This window comes from Chryseobacterium sp. LAM-KRS1, from assembly GCF_013184525.1.
GTDB lineage: Bacteria > Bacteroidota > Bacteroidia > Flavobacteriales > Weeksellaceae > Chryseobacterium > Chryseobacterium proteolyticum.
Genome location: NZ_JAAOIZ010000004.1, coordinates 559,264 through 578,011 on the forward strand (window position 1 = coordinate 559,264; position 18,748 = coordinate 578,011).

14 protein-coding genes are annotated in these 18,748 nt (G+C 37.0%); 6 read left to right on the plus strand and 8 right to left on the minus strand.

All coding sequences use genetic code 11. The features are described from left to right. Positions 1–67: 67 nt before the first annotated feature. The 7 genes from G9C87_RS13695 to G9C87_RS13725 form a co-directional block, all read right to left on the minus strand. Positions 68–778, minus strand: a complete 711-nt coding sequence (locus G9C87_RS13695; protein ID WP_172282063.1) for a C40 family peptidase — start codon at positions 776–778, stop codon at positions 68–70. A 303-nt stretch (positions 779–1,081) separates the two neighbouring features. Continuing rightward, a complete protein-coding gene (locus G9C87_RS13700) occupies positions 1,082–2,188 on the minus strand; it encodes an efflux RND transporter periplasmic adaptor subunit (RefSeq protein ID WP_172282064.1) in 1,107 nt (368 codons plus the stop codon). Between the two features lie 30 nt (positions 2,189–2,218). Beyond that, on the minus strand, positions 2,219–5,488 hold the full coding sequence (locus tag G9C87_RS13705) for an efflux RND transporter permease subunit (protein ID WP_172282065.1): 3,270 nt from the start codon (positions 5,486–5,488) through the stop codon (positions 2,219–2,221). Between the two features lie 32 nt (positions 5,489–5,520). Then, positions 5,521–6,912, minus strand: coding sequence for a TolC family protein (locus tag G9C87_RS13710; RefSeq protein WP_172282066.1), 1,392 nt, complete (start codon positions 6,910–6,912; stop codon positions 5,521–5,523). A gap of 99 nt (positions 6,913–7,011) precedes the next feature. Then, positions 7,012–8,364 (minus strand): sensor histidine kinase, encoded by a 1,353-nt coding sequence (locus G9C87_RS13715; RefSeq protein ID WP_172282067.1) that lies wholly within the window; start codon positions 8,362–8,364, stop codon positions 7,012–7,014. Beyond that, positions 8,361–9,053 (minus strand): response regulator transcription factor, encoded by a 693-nt coding sequence (locus tag G9C87_RS13720; RefSeq protein WP_172282069.1) that lies wholly within the window; start codon positions 9,051–9,053, stop codon positions 8,361–8,363. The genes G9C87_RS13715 and G9C87_RS13720 overlap by 4 nt, the downstream gene beginning before the upstream one ends. A gap of 164 nt (positions 9,054–9,217) precedes the next feature. After that, on the minus strand, positions 9,218–11,413 hold the full coding sequence (locus tag G9C87_RS13725) for a glutamine synthetase III (RefSeq protein ID WP_172282070.1): 2,196 nt from the start codon (positions 11,411–11,413) through the stop codon (positions 9,218–9,220). Between the two features lie 293 nt (positions 11,414–11,706). On the opposite strand from G9C87_RS13725, the gene G9C87_RS13730 reads away from it, so the two are divergent. The 3 genes from G9C87_RS13730 to G9C87_RS13740 all read left to right on the plus strand — a co-directional run bounded on the left by G9C87_RS13730 (position 11,707) and on the right by G9C87_RS13740 (position 16,017). Next, the gene (locus G9C87_RS13730; protein WP_172282071.1) at positions 11,707–13,398 is read left to right on the plus strand and encodes a DUF6909 family protein; all 1,692 of its coding nucleotides are present in this window, start codon (positions 11,707–11,709) and stop codon (positions 13,396–13,398) included. Positions 13,399–13,585: 187 nt separating this feature from the next. Beyond that, positions 13,586–14,056 carry a DUF1572 domain-containing protein gene (locus tag G9C87_RS13735; RefSeq protein ID WP_172282072.1) on the plus strand — a complete coding sequence of 157 codons (471 nt, stop codon included), beginning with the start codon at positions 13,586–13,588 and terminating at the stop codon, positions 14,054–14,056. A gap of 116 nt (positions 14,057–14,172) precedes the next feature. Further along, on the plus strand, positions 14,173–16,017 hold the full coding sequence (locus tag G9C87_RS13740) for a M1 family metallopeptidase (protein WP_172282074.1): 1,845 nt from the start codon (positions 14,173–14,175) through the stop codon (positions 16,015–16,017). A 40-nt stretch (positions 16,018–16,057) separates the two neighbouring features. Here the strand turns inward: G9C87_RS13740 and G9C87_RS13745 are convergent, their stop codons facing one another. Further along, the gene (locus tag G9C87_RS13745) at positions 16,058–16,231 is read right to left on the minus strand and encodes a bacteriocin-like protein (protein ID WP_172282075.1); all 174 of its coding nucleotides are present in this window, start codon (positions 16,229–16,231) and stop codon (positions 16,058–16,060) included. A 224-nt stretch (positions 16,232–16,455) separates the two neighbouring features. On the opposite strand from G9C87_RS13745, the gene G9C87_RS13750 reads away from it, so the two are divergent. The 3 genes from G9C87_RS13750 to G9C87_RS13760 are packed head-to-tail and all read left to right on the plus strand — an operon-like array spanning position 16,456 to position 18,747. Next, on the plus strand, positions 16,456–17,217 hold the full coding sequence (locus G9C87_RS13750; protein ID WP_172282076.1) for a type III pantothenate kinase: 762 nt from the start codon (positions 16,456–16,458) through the stop codon (positions 17,215–17,217). Positions 17,218–17,231: 14 nt separating this feature from the next. Beyond that, positions 17,232–17,744: a GNAT family N-acetyltransferase gene (locus G9C87_RS13755; protein ID WP_317168559.1), complete on the plus strand. Its 513-nt coding sequence runs from the start codon at positions 17,232–17,234 to the stop codon at positions 17,742–17,744. Positions 17,745–17,790: 46 nt separating this feature from the next. Next, the gene (locus tag G9C87_RS13760; RefSeq protein ID WP_172282079.1) at positions 17,791–18,747 is read left to right on the plus strand and encodes a hypothetical protein; all 957 of its coding nucleotides are present in this window, start codon (positions 17,791–17,793) and stop codon (positions 18,745–18,747) included. Position 18,748 lies beyond the last annotated feature (1 nt).

Consider the following 18,748-nt stretch of genomic DNA (forward strand, 5'->3'; position numbering starts at 1 on the left):
GAAGACAGATAAACAGAAAGCCATCAAATATTTGATGGCTTTCATTATTTAAATCAATTATTTAAAATTAAAAACTTGTTGCTGTTGATGCTGTAGTTGCAGCTAAGTTATTATAAGCATCTCCCTCTTCATTAATCACTCTCTTTGCAAATCTGAATTTCGGTCCCCAATATGAATCATTAAGTGACGAAATCATAACTCCTTTAGAAGTAGCTGCATGAATAAATTTAATCTCCCCATCCTCAGAAACACTTTCTACAATACCAACGTGAGAGATTCTTCTACCGTGAGAAAAGAAAATCAAATCTCCTTTCTGTAGGTTTTCTTTTTCAACTCTCTCTCCTTCCTGAGATTGAGAAGCTGCAACTCTAGGTAAACTAAGACCTGCTGCTGCTCCGAATACAGAAAGAACAAAAGCTGAACAATCTATACCATTTCTTGTTGTTCCCCCATATCTGTAAGGAGTTCCTAGGTACGTTTCAGCTTCGGTTAGGATATTGTCGATCGTTTTATTGTGTTTGATTGCTTTGGCAATCTCAGAATTTCTTAAAGTATTTTTTGCATTAGATAAAACGGCTGCCTTCTCAGAGATAAAAGAATTGATTAATTGCTTCTTATCCTGTTCCATTTTTCTGGTATCTATAGAAGCTAGTTTGGCATCTGTTTTGTATTCTTTAGTGTAAGTTGCTGGTTTTGAAACTACGTAGTTTGTAACACAAGATTGTAATGACATCGTAGAAACGAAAGCAGCTAAATAAAACAAAACTCTTTTCTTCATATATATTTGATTATCCGTGTTAAATAAGGAATATTTATTTCTAAAAGCATTACAAAAGTAGAGATTCCAACCAAAAGAGCTTCGATATGATTAATGTCAGGTTCTTACTTTAACACATTTTAACATATTATTTACGTATGTTAAAGAAAAACAAACCGCAACATCCCATTTTTGGTGATACTGCGGTTTTTTTTATTAAGATTCTTTAACAAAGTAAAATCTCAGTCCTTTAATAATGGGTGAATTTTTACTTTTTGTAGGAAAACGAATAAAAAATATCTTTTAACATCTAATTAAGATTAATTATTTTGTGAGCTTTACTTTTATATTCTGTCCGTCGCGGATTTCTTCCGTTGCTGATTTGATAATCACATCGTTAGGGCTTACTTCACCAATAATGGTTGTCGTATCACTATTTGAAATTCCGGCAGTAACAGGAACCCAATGGGCAATGTCTTTTTCAACTCTGATAACGAAAACACCTAATGTAGAGTTTAATACTGCTGAAGTAGGAACAGATAGGGCTTTATTGTTATCACTTAACGGAAGAATTACATTGGCAACCATTCCCGGCAATAATTTTTTATCATTATTGTAAACATCCATTTCCACGGATTGAGAGCGAAGCCTGTTATCCAATGCTCCTGCAAATCTGGATACTTTAGCGGTAAAGGTTTCTCCCGGGATAGATTGTACAGAGAATTTTATCTCTCCATTCTTATTTAAGCTTCCTGTGTAAGATTCCGGAACATTTACTACCAAACGAAGTTTGTTTTGCTGAACAAGACTGAAAAGGGGAAGCTCGGATCCTTTCCCAGAAGGTCCCACATAGGCTCCGGCACTTACGTTTCTGGTTGCTATATTCCCACTGAATGGAGCCCTGATCTGCAGGTAGTTTTTAACATCCATCACTTCTCGATAAGAGGATTTTGCGGCCTCAAGCTGTGCTATGTCAGATCTTTGGGCAGCAAGTGCCTGTTCCAGATCAAGTGCAGATATGGTTCCCGGTGTTTTACTGGTTTCTTTCAAACGATCATATTTCGCTTTACTGGCTATATATATTGCTTCTTTGGATTTTAATGCTGACGCTGCAGCATTTTGCTGCGCATTCAATTCCGGAGCTTCCAGTGTGGCCAGCAACTGTCCTGCTACAACCTCATTTCCTACATCTACATACAGTTTTTTAACAAAACTGCTTATTTTGGCATATACGTCTACTTTCTGGAAAGGCTGAAGTTCCCCGGGAATAGTGGTGGATGAAGCGAAATCTCCCTGCTTAGGATTGATAGCTTCTATTTCAGGTGCTGATGGTGTTGCGGTCTTTTTTACTTCCGCTTTGTTTTGTTCACAGCTTTGCAAACTGAATAATAGAACAACTGCCGGAATGAAATATTGATATAAACGGTTCATATTTAAATTTTTAATAGCCATTTGGTTATTTTATTTTAAAAGTTCTGGTATAAAGTGGATACTTTCTTCATCTTCAGGGTCAAGTGATACGCTTTGGGTAGAAGTTTTTCCCTGTCCCCATGCAAAAGCCAACGGAAGAATAAACAATGCTGCAAATGTAGAAGCAATTAATCCTCCGATTACTGCACGTCCTAACGGAGAGACCTGATCTCCGGCTTCTCCTAATCCAAGTGCCATAGGAACCATACCTACCACCATTGCTAAGGCGGTCATTACAATAGGTCTGATCCTTAGTGCCGCAGCTTCTCTTGCTGATAGTAAAGCATCTCCATTATGTTTTCTCAGTTGCTCTGCATTCGTTATCAATAGCACGGCATTGGAAATAGATACCCCTACGGACATGATAATTCCCATATAGGATTGAAGATTAAGCGTTGAACCCGCAATAATAAGCAATGCAAGAGAGCCTAATAATACCGCAGGGACAGTTACCAATACGACTCCGGATACTTTAAAAGACTGGAAATTGGCAGCAAGCATCAGAAAGATTACGAGAATGGCAATGATCAGGCTGCTTTGTAAACTGCTCAGGGTATCGTTGAGAGTCTGGCTTAGACCAATTAATCCGACATTCAGCCCTCTCGGTAATTCTCCAAGGTTGTTAATCACCTTCTGGACATCTTTTGATGCTTTTCCTAAATCGGTGTGATTTAAATTGGCCGTTACTGTAAGCATTGGCATTGCACCGAGGTTATCTGTTTCCCCGTACGTGTAGCTGTCTTTTATAGTTGCCACATCCCCTAAATTAGGTCTGTTAGAGTTTTTCAGCAAAGGGATTCCTGCAATCTGAGCTTTGCTATTCATTTTATTTTCAGGGATCTGTACCTGTACGTTATAGCTATATCCTGCTTTTTCGTCAGTCCAGATGTTTTTTTCGGTGTATCGGGATGAAGAGGTAGAAGCAACCAATGAACGTGAAATGTCGGTCATGTCTACTCCCAGTTGGGCTGCCCTGATCCTGTCTATGTTGATGTCAATCGAAGGGTATTTAATCGATTGCCCGATTTGAACATCTCTTAAATAGGGTATTTTTTTAAGTTCCTCTGCTATTTTTTTAGCATAAGTTTCGTTAAGCTCTTTGCTTCTGCCTGATAATCTTACTTCAATCGGAGTTGGAGATCCCTGGCTTAATATTTTTTCTGTTAATTCTATGGGCTCAAAGGAAAGCTTCATATCCGGATTGATGCTTTTAGCCTTTTCTCTGATTTTATCTTTAAGATCATCCAGGTTTGCATGGAAGCCTTCATCTAATCCCACTTGTAATACCGTTTCATGTGATCCTGCCATCCAAAGATATATAGGGCTTACAGAAAAAAGATTCGGATGGGTTCCAACATAAGCTGAGGTAATAGAAATGTTATCTTTTCCGACAATATCCTTAATACCGTCGAGCAGCTTCAGTGTTTGAAGTTCTGTAGTTTCAATCCTCGTTCCATCCGGGATACGCATCCTTACCTGAAACTGGGAGCCATTTACCTGAGGTAGTACGTCTCTTCCTATGCTGTTGAGAAAGAGAGCGACCAGTCCCATCGTTACCAGAATATAAGCCGAGACAATAATTTTCCTAAAGGGCATAATCCGGTCAAGAAATTTAAGGTACCGGAATCTCACTTTTTCAAATAGGCTTACTTTACCATCCCTGTTACTATCGATGTTTTGCAGGAGTATTTCTTTCTGGCTCCAGGTGTCTGCTTCATCACTTAGTCCCGCAGCATCAAGTTCTTCTGCTTCGGTCATGGTATGGCCGTCTTTCGCTTTGTGGTGCTTTACTTTCATAATCCAGTTGGCCATTACAGGAACAAAAGTTTGTGCAAGGAAATAAGAAATGATCATACTGAATCCTATTGCCAAAGCCAAAGGCAGAAACAGGGAGCCTGGAATTCCTTCCATTGTAAAAGCCGGGGCAAAAACAGCAAGAATACAGAACAAGATCAAGAGTTTTGGAAAAGCAATTTCTTTACAGGCATCCCAAATAGCTAAGGCTTTTGGTTTTCCCATATCGAGATGCTGATGTATATTCTCTATGGTAACGGTACTTTCATCAACGAGGATTCCGATAGCCAGCGCAAGCCCACTTAGGGTCATAATATTGATGGTCTGCCCGAAGAGATTAAGAAACAGTACCGCTGAAATAATGGAAATAGGAATAGTAAGAATTACAATAATAGCACCCCGTATATCTCCAAGGAATAAAATAACCATGAGTCCTGTCAGCAGGGCACCTATTGTTCCTTCACTCATCAAGCTTTTAACGGAATTGATAACATATGTCGATTGGTCAAATTCAAAGCTTACCTTAACATCGTCGGGAAGATTAGACTGGATCTGGGGAAGTTGTTTCTTAAGATTTTGGACAACATCCCAGGTTGAGGCATCAGCACTTTTGGCAATACTCAGGTAAACTGAACGGCGTCCATTAACCAATGCGTACCCGGAGGTCATGTCTGCTCCGTCGGTTACCGTTGCTACATCTTTTAAATAAAGGTTTTGTACTCCTCCTTTATATAAAGGAATGTTTCCAAAATCTTTTACGTTTTTGATCATCGTATTGGTTGGAGTAATATAATATTTATCCCCGATGCGTACATTCCCTGAAGGTGCAGTCTGGTTATTAAGACGTAATGCTTCTACAAGTTGATCAGGAGTTAAATTATGCTGGCGGAGTAAATCCGGGTTGGCATTGATTACCACAGTCCGTATATTTCCTCCAAAAGGGGGAGAAGAAACAATTCCGGGAATGGAAGTAAATGTGGAGCGAACATATACGTTGGCTAAATCAAGAAGCTCATTGTTATTTCTTTTATCACTGCTCAAAACAAGCTGCCCCACGGGAAGGGTAGACGCATCAAAACGGATAATGAACGGAGGGTTGGATCCCGGAGGAAATGCTGCCTGGATCCTTGTGGAAAAAGAGTTGAGCTCAGCAGCGGCCTGGGCCATATTGGTTCCCGGATAAAAATTGATTTTCATCAGTGTCAATCCCTGAATGTTTTTAGTTTCAATACTTTTGATCCCGTTTACGAAAAGGAAAATATTGATGTACTGTTTAGCGAAAAAAGCTTCCATTTGTTGTGGAGTATATCCGCTGAAAGGGTGGGAAACGTAAATAACCGGTAAATCCAGTTTAGGAAAGATGTCGACTTTGATCGAATTGGCGGACCGTATTCCAAAGAAAAACAGTCCGGCTACAATCACCAGAATCGTAATGGGTTTTCTTAATGCAAATCTTATTAAGTTCATTGATCTATTATTGATGTAATTTATATTTAACCTTACAGTTCACTTTCGAAAACTGTAAAATCACCTGTTGCGGCTGCTTTTAATAGTAATGCGTTCCAAACGTTGCTAATAGCGATGTCCCTATCTGTCTCTGCTCTTATCAGTGCATATATGGCCTGGGATAGGTCAACAATATCTGTGAGGCCGTTTCTGTATAATGCAGATCGCTGGATATAAGCATCATTTGCAGATTTTAATTGAGCCGGAACCTGATCGTACATGGTAAGAGCATTGTTCCATTTATTTTCAGACAAATCAAGCTGTGCCTTGAGCTGCTGTTCTGCAAGATCATATTCATGCTTTAGCCCCTGGCTTACATAGTCCTGCGCGCTGATTTCTTTTGATAATCTGAAGGTCTGTGTGAAATTCCAGGATACTCCCAGTCCGATCAGATAATTGCTTCTGGTTGGGTGGATTCCGTCCCAATAAGACATAGAATAGTCATTTTGGTTTTGAGCATATCCGTTACCGAATCCTGAGGCGCGTGTTTGTATAATTCCAACCATGGAAAATGATGGATAGTATTGTGTTCTGAGCAATTGTTTTTCTTCTTCACTTACATCGATCCGGCTCTTATAAAATGCAAGAAGAGGGTGGTCTTTTAAAACCAAGTTTTTTTCTGATGGCAGATCTGTAGGAATTCTTTTGAGAATGGTGCTGTCAAGTCTGAATTCCTGGGACGGAATACCCATTAACTGTGCCAGTTTATTTTCCTGCTCCTGCTCATTATCTTTTGCCTTTGTGTAAGTGATCATGGCGTTGGCATAGTCTGCTTTGGCAAGAGAAAGGTCAACTCCGGGAACGAGCCCGTTTTTTTCTTTAACCTCAACAATTCTCCTTATGGTGTCGGTTCTTCCTAAATTCTTTTCATAGGATAATTTCAGCTTTTTCGCTGCCAGAACATTCAGATAAGCTGCCGCGACTTTTATTTTATGCTGAAATATTTCATCGGAAAGGTCTCTGGTATCTCTTTGGTTTTTAAATTGAGCCACCTTTATTCTTTGTTTTGCTTTTCCAAATGAAAAGAACTCCCAATTGACATTAGCAAGATACAGGGCTCCGAATGAAGCATTCCAGTTTTGTTCAGGAAGGGGAAGTCCGGAAGAGGCTACTCCGTAACCTCCAAATCCATATAAAGGGCCGTTCTGTCCATTTACAGTTCCAAAATCCTGCTGTACACTTAAGTTGAGGTTGGGCAAATATTGCCTTTTGGCTAATTCTACGGATTCCTGCGATGATAAACGGTAGGATTCTTTGGCTTTAATGGTTCCGTAATTGTGGACAGCTGTTTCAAGTGCGGATTGAAGTGTGATGACTTCCTGTGCGCTTACTTTGTTGATTAAAAAAATCGTAGAGACGGATAGAATAAAAGCTCTTAAAAGCATCGAGTATATTTTTTTCTTTATTCAAAGTAAAAAACACATTTTGAAGCAAATTTGAAGTTCTGTATAAATTAATCAAACAACCGTTTTTGTGGATTGATTTTATTCAGCAAAATTAAGTGATGGCTTTATGTTTTCAATCTCTTGGGCAGGGATGGAATAGGGAGTTGGAGTAAATAAAGAGTGGTTTTCTGATGAATCAAAATACACCGTAATACAATGCCAGCCATCACTAAAGTCGTAATGAACAGGGAATGTATTGACCTCGCAAATTTGTTTTACGATTGAAAGGCCCAAACCAATACTCTCTGTGGATTGATTGCTTTTCTTGAATCTTTTAAAAAGTTCCTGGGTAGGAATATCAGGAGGTAATCCTGTATTGCTGATCCTGAAGAATTTATGGGTCAGTGAAATTTCTATATTTCCGTTTTTCACATTGTGCCGGATTGCATTGGATAAAAGATTGTTCAAAAGAATTTCTGCTAGTGCGGGATGGATTTTTATGTATACATCTTTTTCACAGTGTCTGTTCAGGGTGATGTTTTTTAATGCAATATGATCTGAATAAGCATGGATGGTTTCTTTTTCCACCCGGCAGAATTTTAATTTCTCATGCGTGAGGAATTCCTGATTGTTAAGTTTTGTAAGCAGGATCAACGAGCGGTTGATTCTGGTAAGTTTATCTATGGAGTTTTGGATGTCGGTCAATAATGCCGCCTGTTTTGCATTGATTTCTGTTTCAGCTAAAAGCTCAACTTTGCTCTGTATGATTGCCAGAGGGGTTTGTACTTCATGAGACGCATTTTCACTGAATTCTTTAACGGAGGTGTAATCTTCAATGGCTTTATCGGTCATGAGCCTGAGAAACTCATTAAGTTTTTTAAATTCATTTGTGCTTGTTGAGAGTAACTGAAGAGGTTCCCGCTTCTGAATATTAAAATGATGAATATTATCTATAGCGTGATGGAAAGGTTTAAGTATGTACCGGGATAATACTCTTGCGGTAATGAATACTATAGCTGTGATGAGTAATACTTTTAACAATAATGCAGTGAGCATACCTTTCATGATCTGTTCTGTAGAGGTGATATAGCTATAAGAAGAGATCTTGTATGTTTTATTTGCGGCTGTGACAAACGTATTGATTTGTATTTTACATTCGTTACGAGAGGGACCATTATTATCCAGGCAGGTGTGGATAATTTCAGGGTTGGTAGGAATAATACCACTTCCTGTATAGGGTTTGATAGAAATAGGTAATCCCTGAGATGTTTTTTCAGGTGTTTCTCCTCTTTTTAGTTGGGCGGCTACATAATTATTTACTGATCTCAGTCGCTCTATTTCAACATTGTCCAATCGTTTTTTAATATTGGAATAAGAGATGTACATGCTAAGAGGAGTAACCAATAGTACAATGGCAATGAACCAGATCGATATTTTATTTAGTAAATTCATGAGCCGTTATATTTTGACGCATTAAACTTATAGCCCAGACCATAGATTGTTTCTACATAATCATTACCCTGTGCAATTGCTATTTTCTTTCTGAGGTTTTTAACGTGCTGATAAACGAAGTCAAAGTTAGCTAAATTATCGGTATGATCTCCCCAAAGATGGTTAGCGATGGATTGTTTGGACAGGACCCTGTTTTTATTAACCAAAAAATAAAGCAATAGCTCAAATTCTTTCTGTGTGACATCTAATCTATTTTCATGGATGAAAACCTCAAAGGTATCGGTATTCAATAATATTTCATTAAAACGGACATCATTATAGCCATCCATTTTTTTCCTGCGATATACAGCTCTAAGTCTTGCGTGTAATTCGGGTAAATGAAAGGGTTTTGTAATATAATCGTCGGCGCCCTTTTCAAGGCCTTTGATTTTATCGTCCAATGCATCTTTAGCTGAAATAATTAATATGCCGCTGTTGATTTTTTCACTTTTAATATGATTGAGGAGGTTTAGCCCATTTCCATCCGGGAGCATAATATCGAGTAACAAACAATCATAAGTATTGAAGCTCAGGCGTTCCAAAGCTTCATTGTAATTATAGGCACATTCGCAGATGTAGTGCTCTTCTTCCAGATAATACGTCATGCTGTGGGCTAATTCTTTATTATCTTCAATGATCAGGATTTTCATAGAACAGCAAAGTTAAATCTAAATTTTATATCAATTTTGAAGTTGTTTAAAATATTGTTTGTTAAGTATTTAGTTTGTTTTATTTTCAGGAATAAAATAAAGGAAATGCAATAAAAAAAACTCCCCAAAAAGGGGAGTTTAACTAATATGGACTTTACAAAATGTTATTTTGTAAATAACATTTCTCTGTATTTTGTCATCGGCCAAAGCTCGTCGTCCACCATCATTTCAAGATTATCAGATGCATCTCTGATTACATCGAAAAGAGGTTTCACTTTGTTGCAATAATCTTCTGCCTGCTTTTGGCTGTTAGATACTGCTTTTGCTGCTTCTCTGGCTTTGATAAGATCTTCAACTCCTAATTTGATTATAGAAACATTTTCAGAAATATTAGTGATCAGGCTCATTTGTTCTTTTGCCAACGTTTTGAATTCTTTATCTCCGAAAATTTCTTTAAGACCTTTTACGTTTTCAATTAATCTGTTCTGGTAATTTAATGCAGAAGGAATAATGTGGTTTCTTGCGATATCACTTAGAACTCTTGCTTCAATATCAATAACGGTAGAGTATTTTTCAAGTTTGATCTCATTTCTTGCTTCTACTTCTCTATGAGTAAACACTCCTATTTCTTCATAAAGAGCTAAGAACTTCTTATCCATTTCCTGCTTTAAAGCTTCCGGAGTGGTTTTTAAGTTGTTTAACCCTCTTTTCTTAGCTTCTTTTGCCCAGTCATCAGAATATCCGTCACCTTCAAACATGATATTTTTACATTGTTTGATGTATTCTCTTAATACGTTGAATATCGCTTCGTCTTTCTTTAATCCTCCTTCAATTAAAGCGTCAACTTCTTTTTTGAAATCATTTAACTGCTTTGCAGCGATCGTATTCATTACGGTCATAGATTCTGCACAGTTTGCAGAAGAACCTACAGCTCTGATCTCAAATTTATTTCCTGTAAATGCAAATGGTGAAGTTCTGTTTCTATCGGTATTGTCCAATAGGATTTCAGGAATTTTTCCAACAACATTTAATTTTAATTCTGTTTTTTCTTCAGGGGATAATTTACCGCTGGTTACTTTTTCCAATTCCTCCAATACTCTGAATAGCTGACTTCCGATAAATACGGAAATAATTGCAGGTGGAGCTTCATTAGCCCCTAATCTGTGGTCATTACTTGCAGAAGCGATACTTGCTCTTAAAAGATCTGCATATTCATGAACAGCTTTAATGGTATTAACAAAGAATGTTAAGAATTGCAGATTTTTCTTAGGGTTTTTCCCTGGGCTTAGTAGGTTTTCACCTGTATCTGTAGCCAATGACCAGTTATTGTGTTTTCCACTTCCGTTTACTCCGGCAAATGGTTTCTCGTGGAATAAAATATGAAAATGGTGTTTATGAGCCACTCTTGCCATAATATCCATCAATAAAGAATTGTGGTCTACAGCAACGTTTACTTCTTCAAACATCGGAGCCAGCTCGAATTGATTAGGTGCTACTTCGTTGTGTCTGGTTGTTACAGGAATTCCCAATTTCATACACTCTATTTCCAACTCTTTCATGAAGTTCATTACTCTTGTCGGAATAGACCCGAAATAGTGGTCATCCAGCTGTTGTCCTTTTGCCGGTGAGTGTCCAAGTAAAGTTTTACCTGTCAATACAAGATCGGGACGCGATTGATACAATGCCGAATCCACTAAGAAATATTCCTGTTCCCATCCTAAAGTAGGAGTTACTTTTGTTACATTTTTGTCAAAATACTGCATTACGTTAGTTGCAGCTTCGTCTACAGCATTCAGAGCTCTTAGAAGAGGAGCTTTATAATCCAGCGTTTCTCCCGTATAAGAAATAAAGATCGAAGGAATACAAAGTGTAGTTCCCATGATGAAAGCCGGTGATGTAGGATCCCAGGCTGTGTAACCTCTTGCTTCGAAAGTATTTCTGATTCCTCCGTTCGGGAAAGAAGAAGCATCCGGCTCTTGTTGGATAAGCAGGTTTCCGCTGAATCTTTCAATGGCTCTTCCCCCTTCGATTGGAGTGAAGAATGAATCGTGCTTTTCAGCAGTTGATCCTGTTAAAGGTTGAAACCAGTGTGTGTAGTGTGTTGCCCCTTTGCTCATTGCCCAGTCTTTCATAGCTACCGCTACCTGATCTGCAATGTGTCGTTGAATTTTAGTTCCTTTTTTAATAGCATCCATAATAGATGTGAATGCTTCTTTCGTCAAATACTCTCTCATGGTTTCTTCTGAGAAAACATTTTGACAGAATAATTCAGACAATTTTGCAGGAACTTCAATGGAGTTATCCTTTCTGAAGTCCTTAAATGGTAATGTTTCTAACGCTTTGAATCTTAAAGTTGACATAATAGGGTTAATTTTTACAGGGCAAATTTACAAAAAAAATGAATTGAAAACGTTTTAACCCTTATTTTTTTAGGGGTGTTTGTGAAATTTATAAAAATTAACAGAAAAATAGGTGTCTTGAGTGGAAGGATTTAAAGAGGGAGGAAAAATGAAATTAAATATTTTATAACTCAAAGATAAGAATACTTTACTATTATATAGGATACAAAAATGTATACAATTTAACCTCCTTGTTAAAAGATACTTAAAATGATTTGCAGTGTAATTTTGTATATTTGTGTGAAATTTATTTTATGACAAATTCTAGAGCAAGAGAAACAACAGAGGCTATTGAAAGACTATACATCTCTATGAGACATTTATTCTATAGAGGATTTTTCAAGCCAGGAGGTGTTTCGGGAGAAAGTATAAGAAGTTTGTTAAAAACAATCAATCCTGAAATTTATGGTACCATGAATGTTCCGAATAAACTGGAGCTTGATGGTTTGATGTATGTTTTAGACAGGCTTCCTGAAGGAATTGAGGAGTGTGCTTTTATTCATCTTACATCAGATGAGGGCTTTGATAAAGGTAGTTTCGAGCCTATTGTTCCCAAAAAGAGAAGAAGAAACTGTTATAGAATTGATGAACACCAAATGAATATTGAAGTTCTTTTGGGACGTTCAGAGATCTATGATATTCTTACTCACTTAACATTCTTATTTATAGAAGCGGATAAAATCCGTAATCTGGCATTTATTCAGGATGAAAACTGGAAGCCGACACGTGCCTTTAAAATTATTGAAGAGGTAGTAAAAGGAGAAAAGAAATTCAGCAGAAAAGAAAAAGAAGTTGCACTTATTCATCTTTCTTCTCTGATCGGAAGAACTTTTGAAGAAACATTAAAAGCGTATAATACTTTTGGAGATGATGAAAATCCTGACCGTTTATTCAAAATCATCTATAACTTAGGAAAGGTAAGTTTAGAAGATGCTAAGCAGAGCAGAGAAAGAGAAATCCACTTCAGTGCTATATTGAAAGAAAGAGTAGGCCATCATTATTTTGGAGAAAAATGGGCAAATAAAGTAAAAGAAGTTTTGTATGATAACGGGCTTCACATGCGTCCCTTACATATAATCTCAGCAAACATGCATTCTGTGAAAAATATGCTGTATGCTAATGATGCACTTAAGAAAAAAGACCATAAGGAAGTTGATTATAAACTGTATGGTGAAATTTCCGATAAGAAGGATCTTCGTGATAAAGTTTCAAAATATGCGGCAGACCAGGGACTTATATATATCGATGACAAGAGCGGTAGTAATATAGATGTTCAAATCATTGATCTAAGTAAAACTGATCTTAAAAATACTCCATTCGGACATATAAAATATTCAGGAGATGATGTAATCATGGTTTTTGATTATGCCTTCGGGGAACAGGCTTTTGAAGTAATGGATGAGCTTTTAAGACCTTTCGAACACAAAGGGGAAGTCTATATGATGAAAGTAAAATCCGTATCCATTATGGGTAAAGCCGGAATTCTAAATGGAGGTAAGGGAGATATTATGATTCCTACTTCTCATATTTTTGAAGGAACAGCCGATAATTATCCTTTTGAAAATGCTTTAAAACTGGATGATTTTAAGGATGATGAATTGAAAGCATTTGAGGGAGCTATGATTACGGTTTTAGGGACTTCGCTTCAGAACAGGGATATTTTATCTTATTTCATGAATACCTCCTGGAAAGCTATCGGTCTTGAAATGGAAGGGGCTCATTATCAAAAAGCCATCCAGGTGGCTTCTAAGATCAGACATCATATTGCACCGGACCTTTTTGTTTGTTATGCATACTATGCTTCTGATAATCCTTTAGAAACGGGAAGTACTCTTTCTTCAGGAGGTTTAGGACTTACAGGTGTAAAACCAACATATCTCATTACCCTGAAAATCCTTGAAAAGATTTTACTAAGTGGAAAAAAAGAAGTTACTTCTAAAAAATAATACTTCTTTAAATTATATATAAGCCTCGAGTTTTACACTCGAGGTTTTCTATTTTTAAATACCAATGCCATTGATGTTTTTCACTAACAGCAAATGCATTATTTATGGTTCAAAAAATTGGATTATCTCCAAATCTGCAAGAACTGAGAATGAAATAATTAACTTTAAAAAAATAAAAATGAAAAGCATGAGCTCAGCCATACAATTATCAAAAAGATTCAGAGAAGTTATGCTTGACGGTCTCTGGATCGCCAATACCAATTTTAAAGATCAGCTTTCTGATGTAACCTGGGAACAGGCGATAACAAAAATCGGTTCTTTGAATACGATCGCAATGCTGGCATTCCATATCGATTATTATATTGCTGGTGTCTTACAGGTTTTTGAAGGAGGAGTGCTTGAAATAAAAGATAAATTTAGTTTTGACTTACCTCCGGTAGAATCTCAGGAGCAATGGGAGAAAATCCTTAATAAACTTTGGGCAGATTCGGAAAGGTTTGCTGAGCTACTTGAACAAATGTCGGACAATAAGCTTAGTGAAGTTTTTGTAGACGAAAAATACGGAACTTATCAAAGAAATATAGATGGAATGATTGAGCATTGTTATTATCATTTAGGGCAAATTACTTTGATCAAAAAAATGATTATCCATTCATAAACTAAAGAACTCTTATTTTGTTATGAGATCCTTAGATAACATCTCGAATTCCAAATAACTCCACTTTTTTGAGGGTTTTGGATAAAATACCTACCTTTAAAAAAAATAATTTTTAAATGAAAAAGTCGATTGCAATCATTTTTGCGTTTGTCATTTCACAATTTCATGCCCAGCAGAATCCTTATTATCAGCAGGCTGCGAAGTACAAGATGGATATTGATGTTAATGCAGAAAAATTTACTTACCAGGGAAATCAAACATTAGAATACACAAATAACTCGCCGGACGAGCTGAATGTAGTGTATTTCCACTTATACTGGAATGCTTTTAAACCCAATTCAATGATGGATCAAAGAGTAGCTAGTCAAGGTAAAAATGGTGATTCAAGATTGCAGAGAGGAGGAATTTCAAGACTGGCCTCGATTCCTAAGGATCAGGAAGGGGCGCAAAATATACACTGGATCAAGCAAAATGGCAAAGATCTTAAGTTTGAAATTCAGGAAACCATTATGAAGGTTTATCTGAATGAGCCTATTAAACCCAATTCCAAAACATCATTTACGATGGAGTGGGACGCTGTGATACCTCAACAGATCAGAAGAAGCGGAAGAAACAATGAAGAGGGAATTGATATGACCATGACCCAATGGTACCCGAAAATTTCTGAATATGACTATGACGGATGGGCAACTTTCGACTATATAGGGAGAGAATTTCATGCCCCGTTCTCTGATTTTGACGTTACTATTAAAATTGATAAAGATTATGTAGTAGGAGCCGGAGGAATTCTTCAAAACCCAGGTGAAGTGAAGGGTTATGATGCGAATGCAAAGATCAAGACAGAGAAAAATAAAAAGGCAACCTGGAGGTGGACAGCTAAAAATATCCTGGACTTTGCCTGGAGTGCGGACAGAGACTATGTAGTTAATAGCTTTGATGTTCCTAATGGACCTAAAGTATATCTGGTTTATCAAAAAAATGATAAAACCAAAGTCTGGGAACAGGCGCAACCTTATGTTACCAAATATTTTGAGATCATGAATTCTCATTTTGGAAAGTATGCTTATCCTACCTATGCCTTTATCCAGGGTGGAGATGGTGGAATGGAGTATGGGATGTGTACCATGATCTTAGGCGAATCAAAAGATATTGAAGACCTGATGGGGCTTATGACACATGAAGGTTCCCATTCTTGGTATCAACAAATGCTGGCTACCAACGAATCTATGAAACCATGGATGGATGAAGGATTTACCAGTTATGCTGAGGGATACGTAATGTATCAGTTGTTTCCACCTAAAGATAAGCTGCCTAATCCTTTTGTTGATAGGTTGACAGCTTACCGGAATTTTGTGAAAAAAGGAATTGAAGAACCAGCAGTATGGTTAGGAGATCACCATGACAATGGTACTTCCTATACTTATGCTTCCTATGTAAAAGGAGAATTATATCTTGTTGAGTTAGGGTATATTGTTGGAGAGGAAAATCTTGCCAAAATTTTGAAGGAATATTTTGACAACTGGAGTTTAAAGCATCCTTCAGACCGGGACTTTCTCCATATTGCACAGAAAGTATCCGGGATGGATTTAAAGTGGTTCCATCATTACTGGATCAATACAACCAAAACCATTGATTATGGGATTAAAGATGTAAAATATGATGCAAAATCCACAACGATTACATTGGTGAATAACGGACAGGTTCCAATGCCTGTTGATTTTAGTGTAATGACAAAAGATAAGAAAATTGTTACTTATCAGATTCCGACAAATCTTACTCGTACATGGAAACAGAAAGATGCATACGGAGATTTTAAGACCATGAATTACTGGCCATGGACACAAAAGGAATATACATTAACAATACCTTATTCTCAATCTCAGTTGCAGGTTTTGGGGATCGATTTCAGTCAGAGATTAGCTGACGTAAATATGGCAGATAACTTTGTTGAAGTAAAATAAAATAAAAAAGGAGTATGAAAATACTCCTTTTTTATTTGTCTTAATCAGGTGAGCATGCAGCGGGTATAATGCAGTTGGGAGTAGCACATGGGTTAGCAGGACATCTCGTTCCCGGACATATTGCCGGAACACTGCTTCCGGGAACTGGACAGTTTACATTTCCCCCGTGGATTGTTTTAAGAGCATGCCTTGAAATTCTTTTGAAGTTTTTCATAGTAGTGGTTTTAAATGAGTTGATATTTCAAATGTACCTTAAAACCTACATGCCCGATAGAATGAATTGATAAGTGTCTTCTTTATTTTTATAAGTGTAGCGGCAGACTTAATAAATGAAATGATTTGCAAACACTGATTTTAAATTAATAAGTAGTTTCATAGAACTTTTCACCATAAAGCCTTATTTTTACATTCATTTTCAAACCCATTTAGTTAAAATAAATGAACTCTATTGTTATAAATATTGGAAACAGCAATATAAGATTTGGTCTTTTTGATGATGACAACTGTGATATTTCATGGGTGATTAATACAAAGCCTTACAGAACCGCTGATGAATTGTATGTCCAGATGCTGATGTTGTATCAGACCTATAAGATTGAACCGGGCGCAATACAAAATGTGATTATTGGTTCAGTAGTTCCTCAGCTTACTAAAGTAATGAGCTCTGCCATTAAAAAAATACACGGAATTTCCCCTGTCATTGTTGATAGAAATACTCCTTCCGGGGTTCAGGCAAAATCCAAACAAATGGGAACAGATATCTATGCCAATTTGGTAGCAGCACATAATATGTACCCTGGCCGTAAGAAGATTATTATAGATTTCGGTACCGCACTTACAGCAAGTTGTGTTACTGAGACCGGTGAAACGCTGGGTGTGATTATTGCGCCGGGAATTGTTACCTCGCTAAACTCTCTCATCAGCCAGACTGCCCAATTGCCGGAAATAGAACTTAAAAAACCAAAATCTGTTTTAGGGCTTGATACTGTAACCTGTATGCAGAGCGGAATGGTTTATGGTTTCCTGGGAATGGTGGAAGGATTTATAGATCGTATTAATGAAGAGGTGAATGATGATTGTTTCGTCATTGCGACCGGTGGTGTTTCTCATGTGTATAAACCTTTAACGAATAAAATACATATTACGGACAGACTTCATACTTTAAAAGGACTTTATTTTTTAGGTAAAGATCAATCATGAAAAAATTTCCTGTAATGGAAACAAAAAGACTGATTCTTTCACAGCTGGAAGAAGGTGATATTCCTTTAATTGTCGAATACCTTCAGGATAAAGTTTTTTCAGAGCTCACCTCTAATATTCCTTATCCTTACACTGAAAAGGATGCTGAATTCTGGTTGAAAATTTCAAAAGAAGCTTTTGAAAATAAATCAGGGTTCACTTTTGCGATCCGAAATAAAGAACATAGGATTATTGGAGCTATAGGACTTCACGACAGAGGAGATGATAAAGCTGAATTGGGCTATTGGCTTGCTGTCCCGTTCTGGAATAAAGGATACGTAACAGAAGCGGCTTCTGCAGTGGTTGAGTTTGGATTTAAAGAGCTTGGATTTAACAAGATTTTTGCCACTCATTTTTTCCACAATCCGTCATCCGGAAGGATTATGCAAAAAATAGGAATGGAGCAGGAGGCCATACTAAAACAGCATCTTAAAAAAGACGGGAAGTACTTTGACATTCCCATGTATTCCATTTTTAGGAACAAATAGTTTTTCAGTATCTTAGGTTTAGGTTTTAACTTCACCAACTTATACCATGAAAAAGCTGATTATCTTATTTCTGCTCAACAGTATTATCTTTTCTACTGCACAGACCAAAGTTTCCGGATCTTATCACGTGGATTCTGGAAATCCTGATGACGGAGGCTATAATTGGATACTTTTGGAAAACCACCGCTTTGTGATGGCTACATTTGGGCAGGTTATTCTTGGAACATGGAGTATGGATAATGATAATCTCATTTCTTTTATCCCTTCTACACCTAAATATCCTTTTGATGTGTACGGAAGATATGATGCCGGCCAAAAAGGAACTAAAGTTATGTTTGATAACTTTGAGAGGGATACCAAAATTTATATGGGAAATTCAGAACAGGGTATTCAGCCTGTATTAAATGATGACGCTAACTGTTTCTCTTATCCAATGGTAAAAGAATTTGGTAGTAATTTTAAAGATATTATCCTTTCTGTGGCTTTGTTTGATCAGGCTAAAGACTTGCACTATGTAGCAGAAAATAAAAGGTATAATAATTTTATTGTTATGTATTATTCATCTGCTGTAAGGCAAAAACCGTTTACGGCAAAATTTAAAGAAGGAAGATTATATTTCAGAAGTGAGGATCGTCCTTCTTCTCTCAGAAAAGATCTTCAGCCTGCAGAACTGAAAGAAATGGAAACGTTTATTAATGGAGGGGTATCCGGCTTTTCAAAAGAATCTATCATCAGTAATCTGGCTTATAATATTGAGGCATATGGGCCTGGAGAAAGATCAATGCAGGAGGACTTTGATGAGGAGTCCTATCTTAATTACAACTATAACTACGATGCTTCCAAAGAGGTCTATACGGCAAAACACCCCCAGGGAGCGTCAGAAGATGATGAATACCATAATCTTGATACAATGTATAAATATCATAGAATGGAACTTAAACCACAACAAAAATCATATAAGAAAATTGAAAAGAGTATTTTTAATATTACCTGCAAGGATTAAT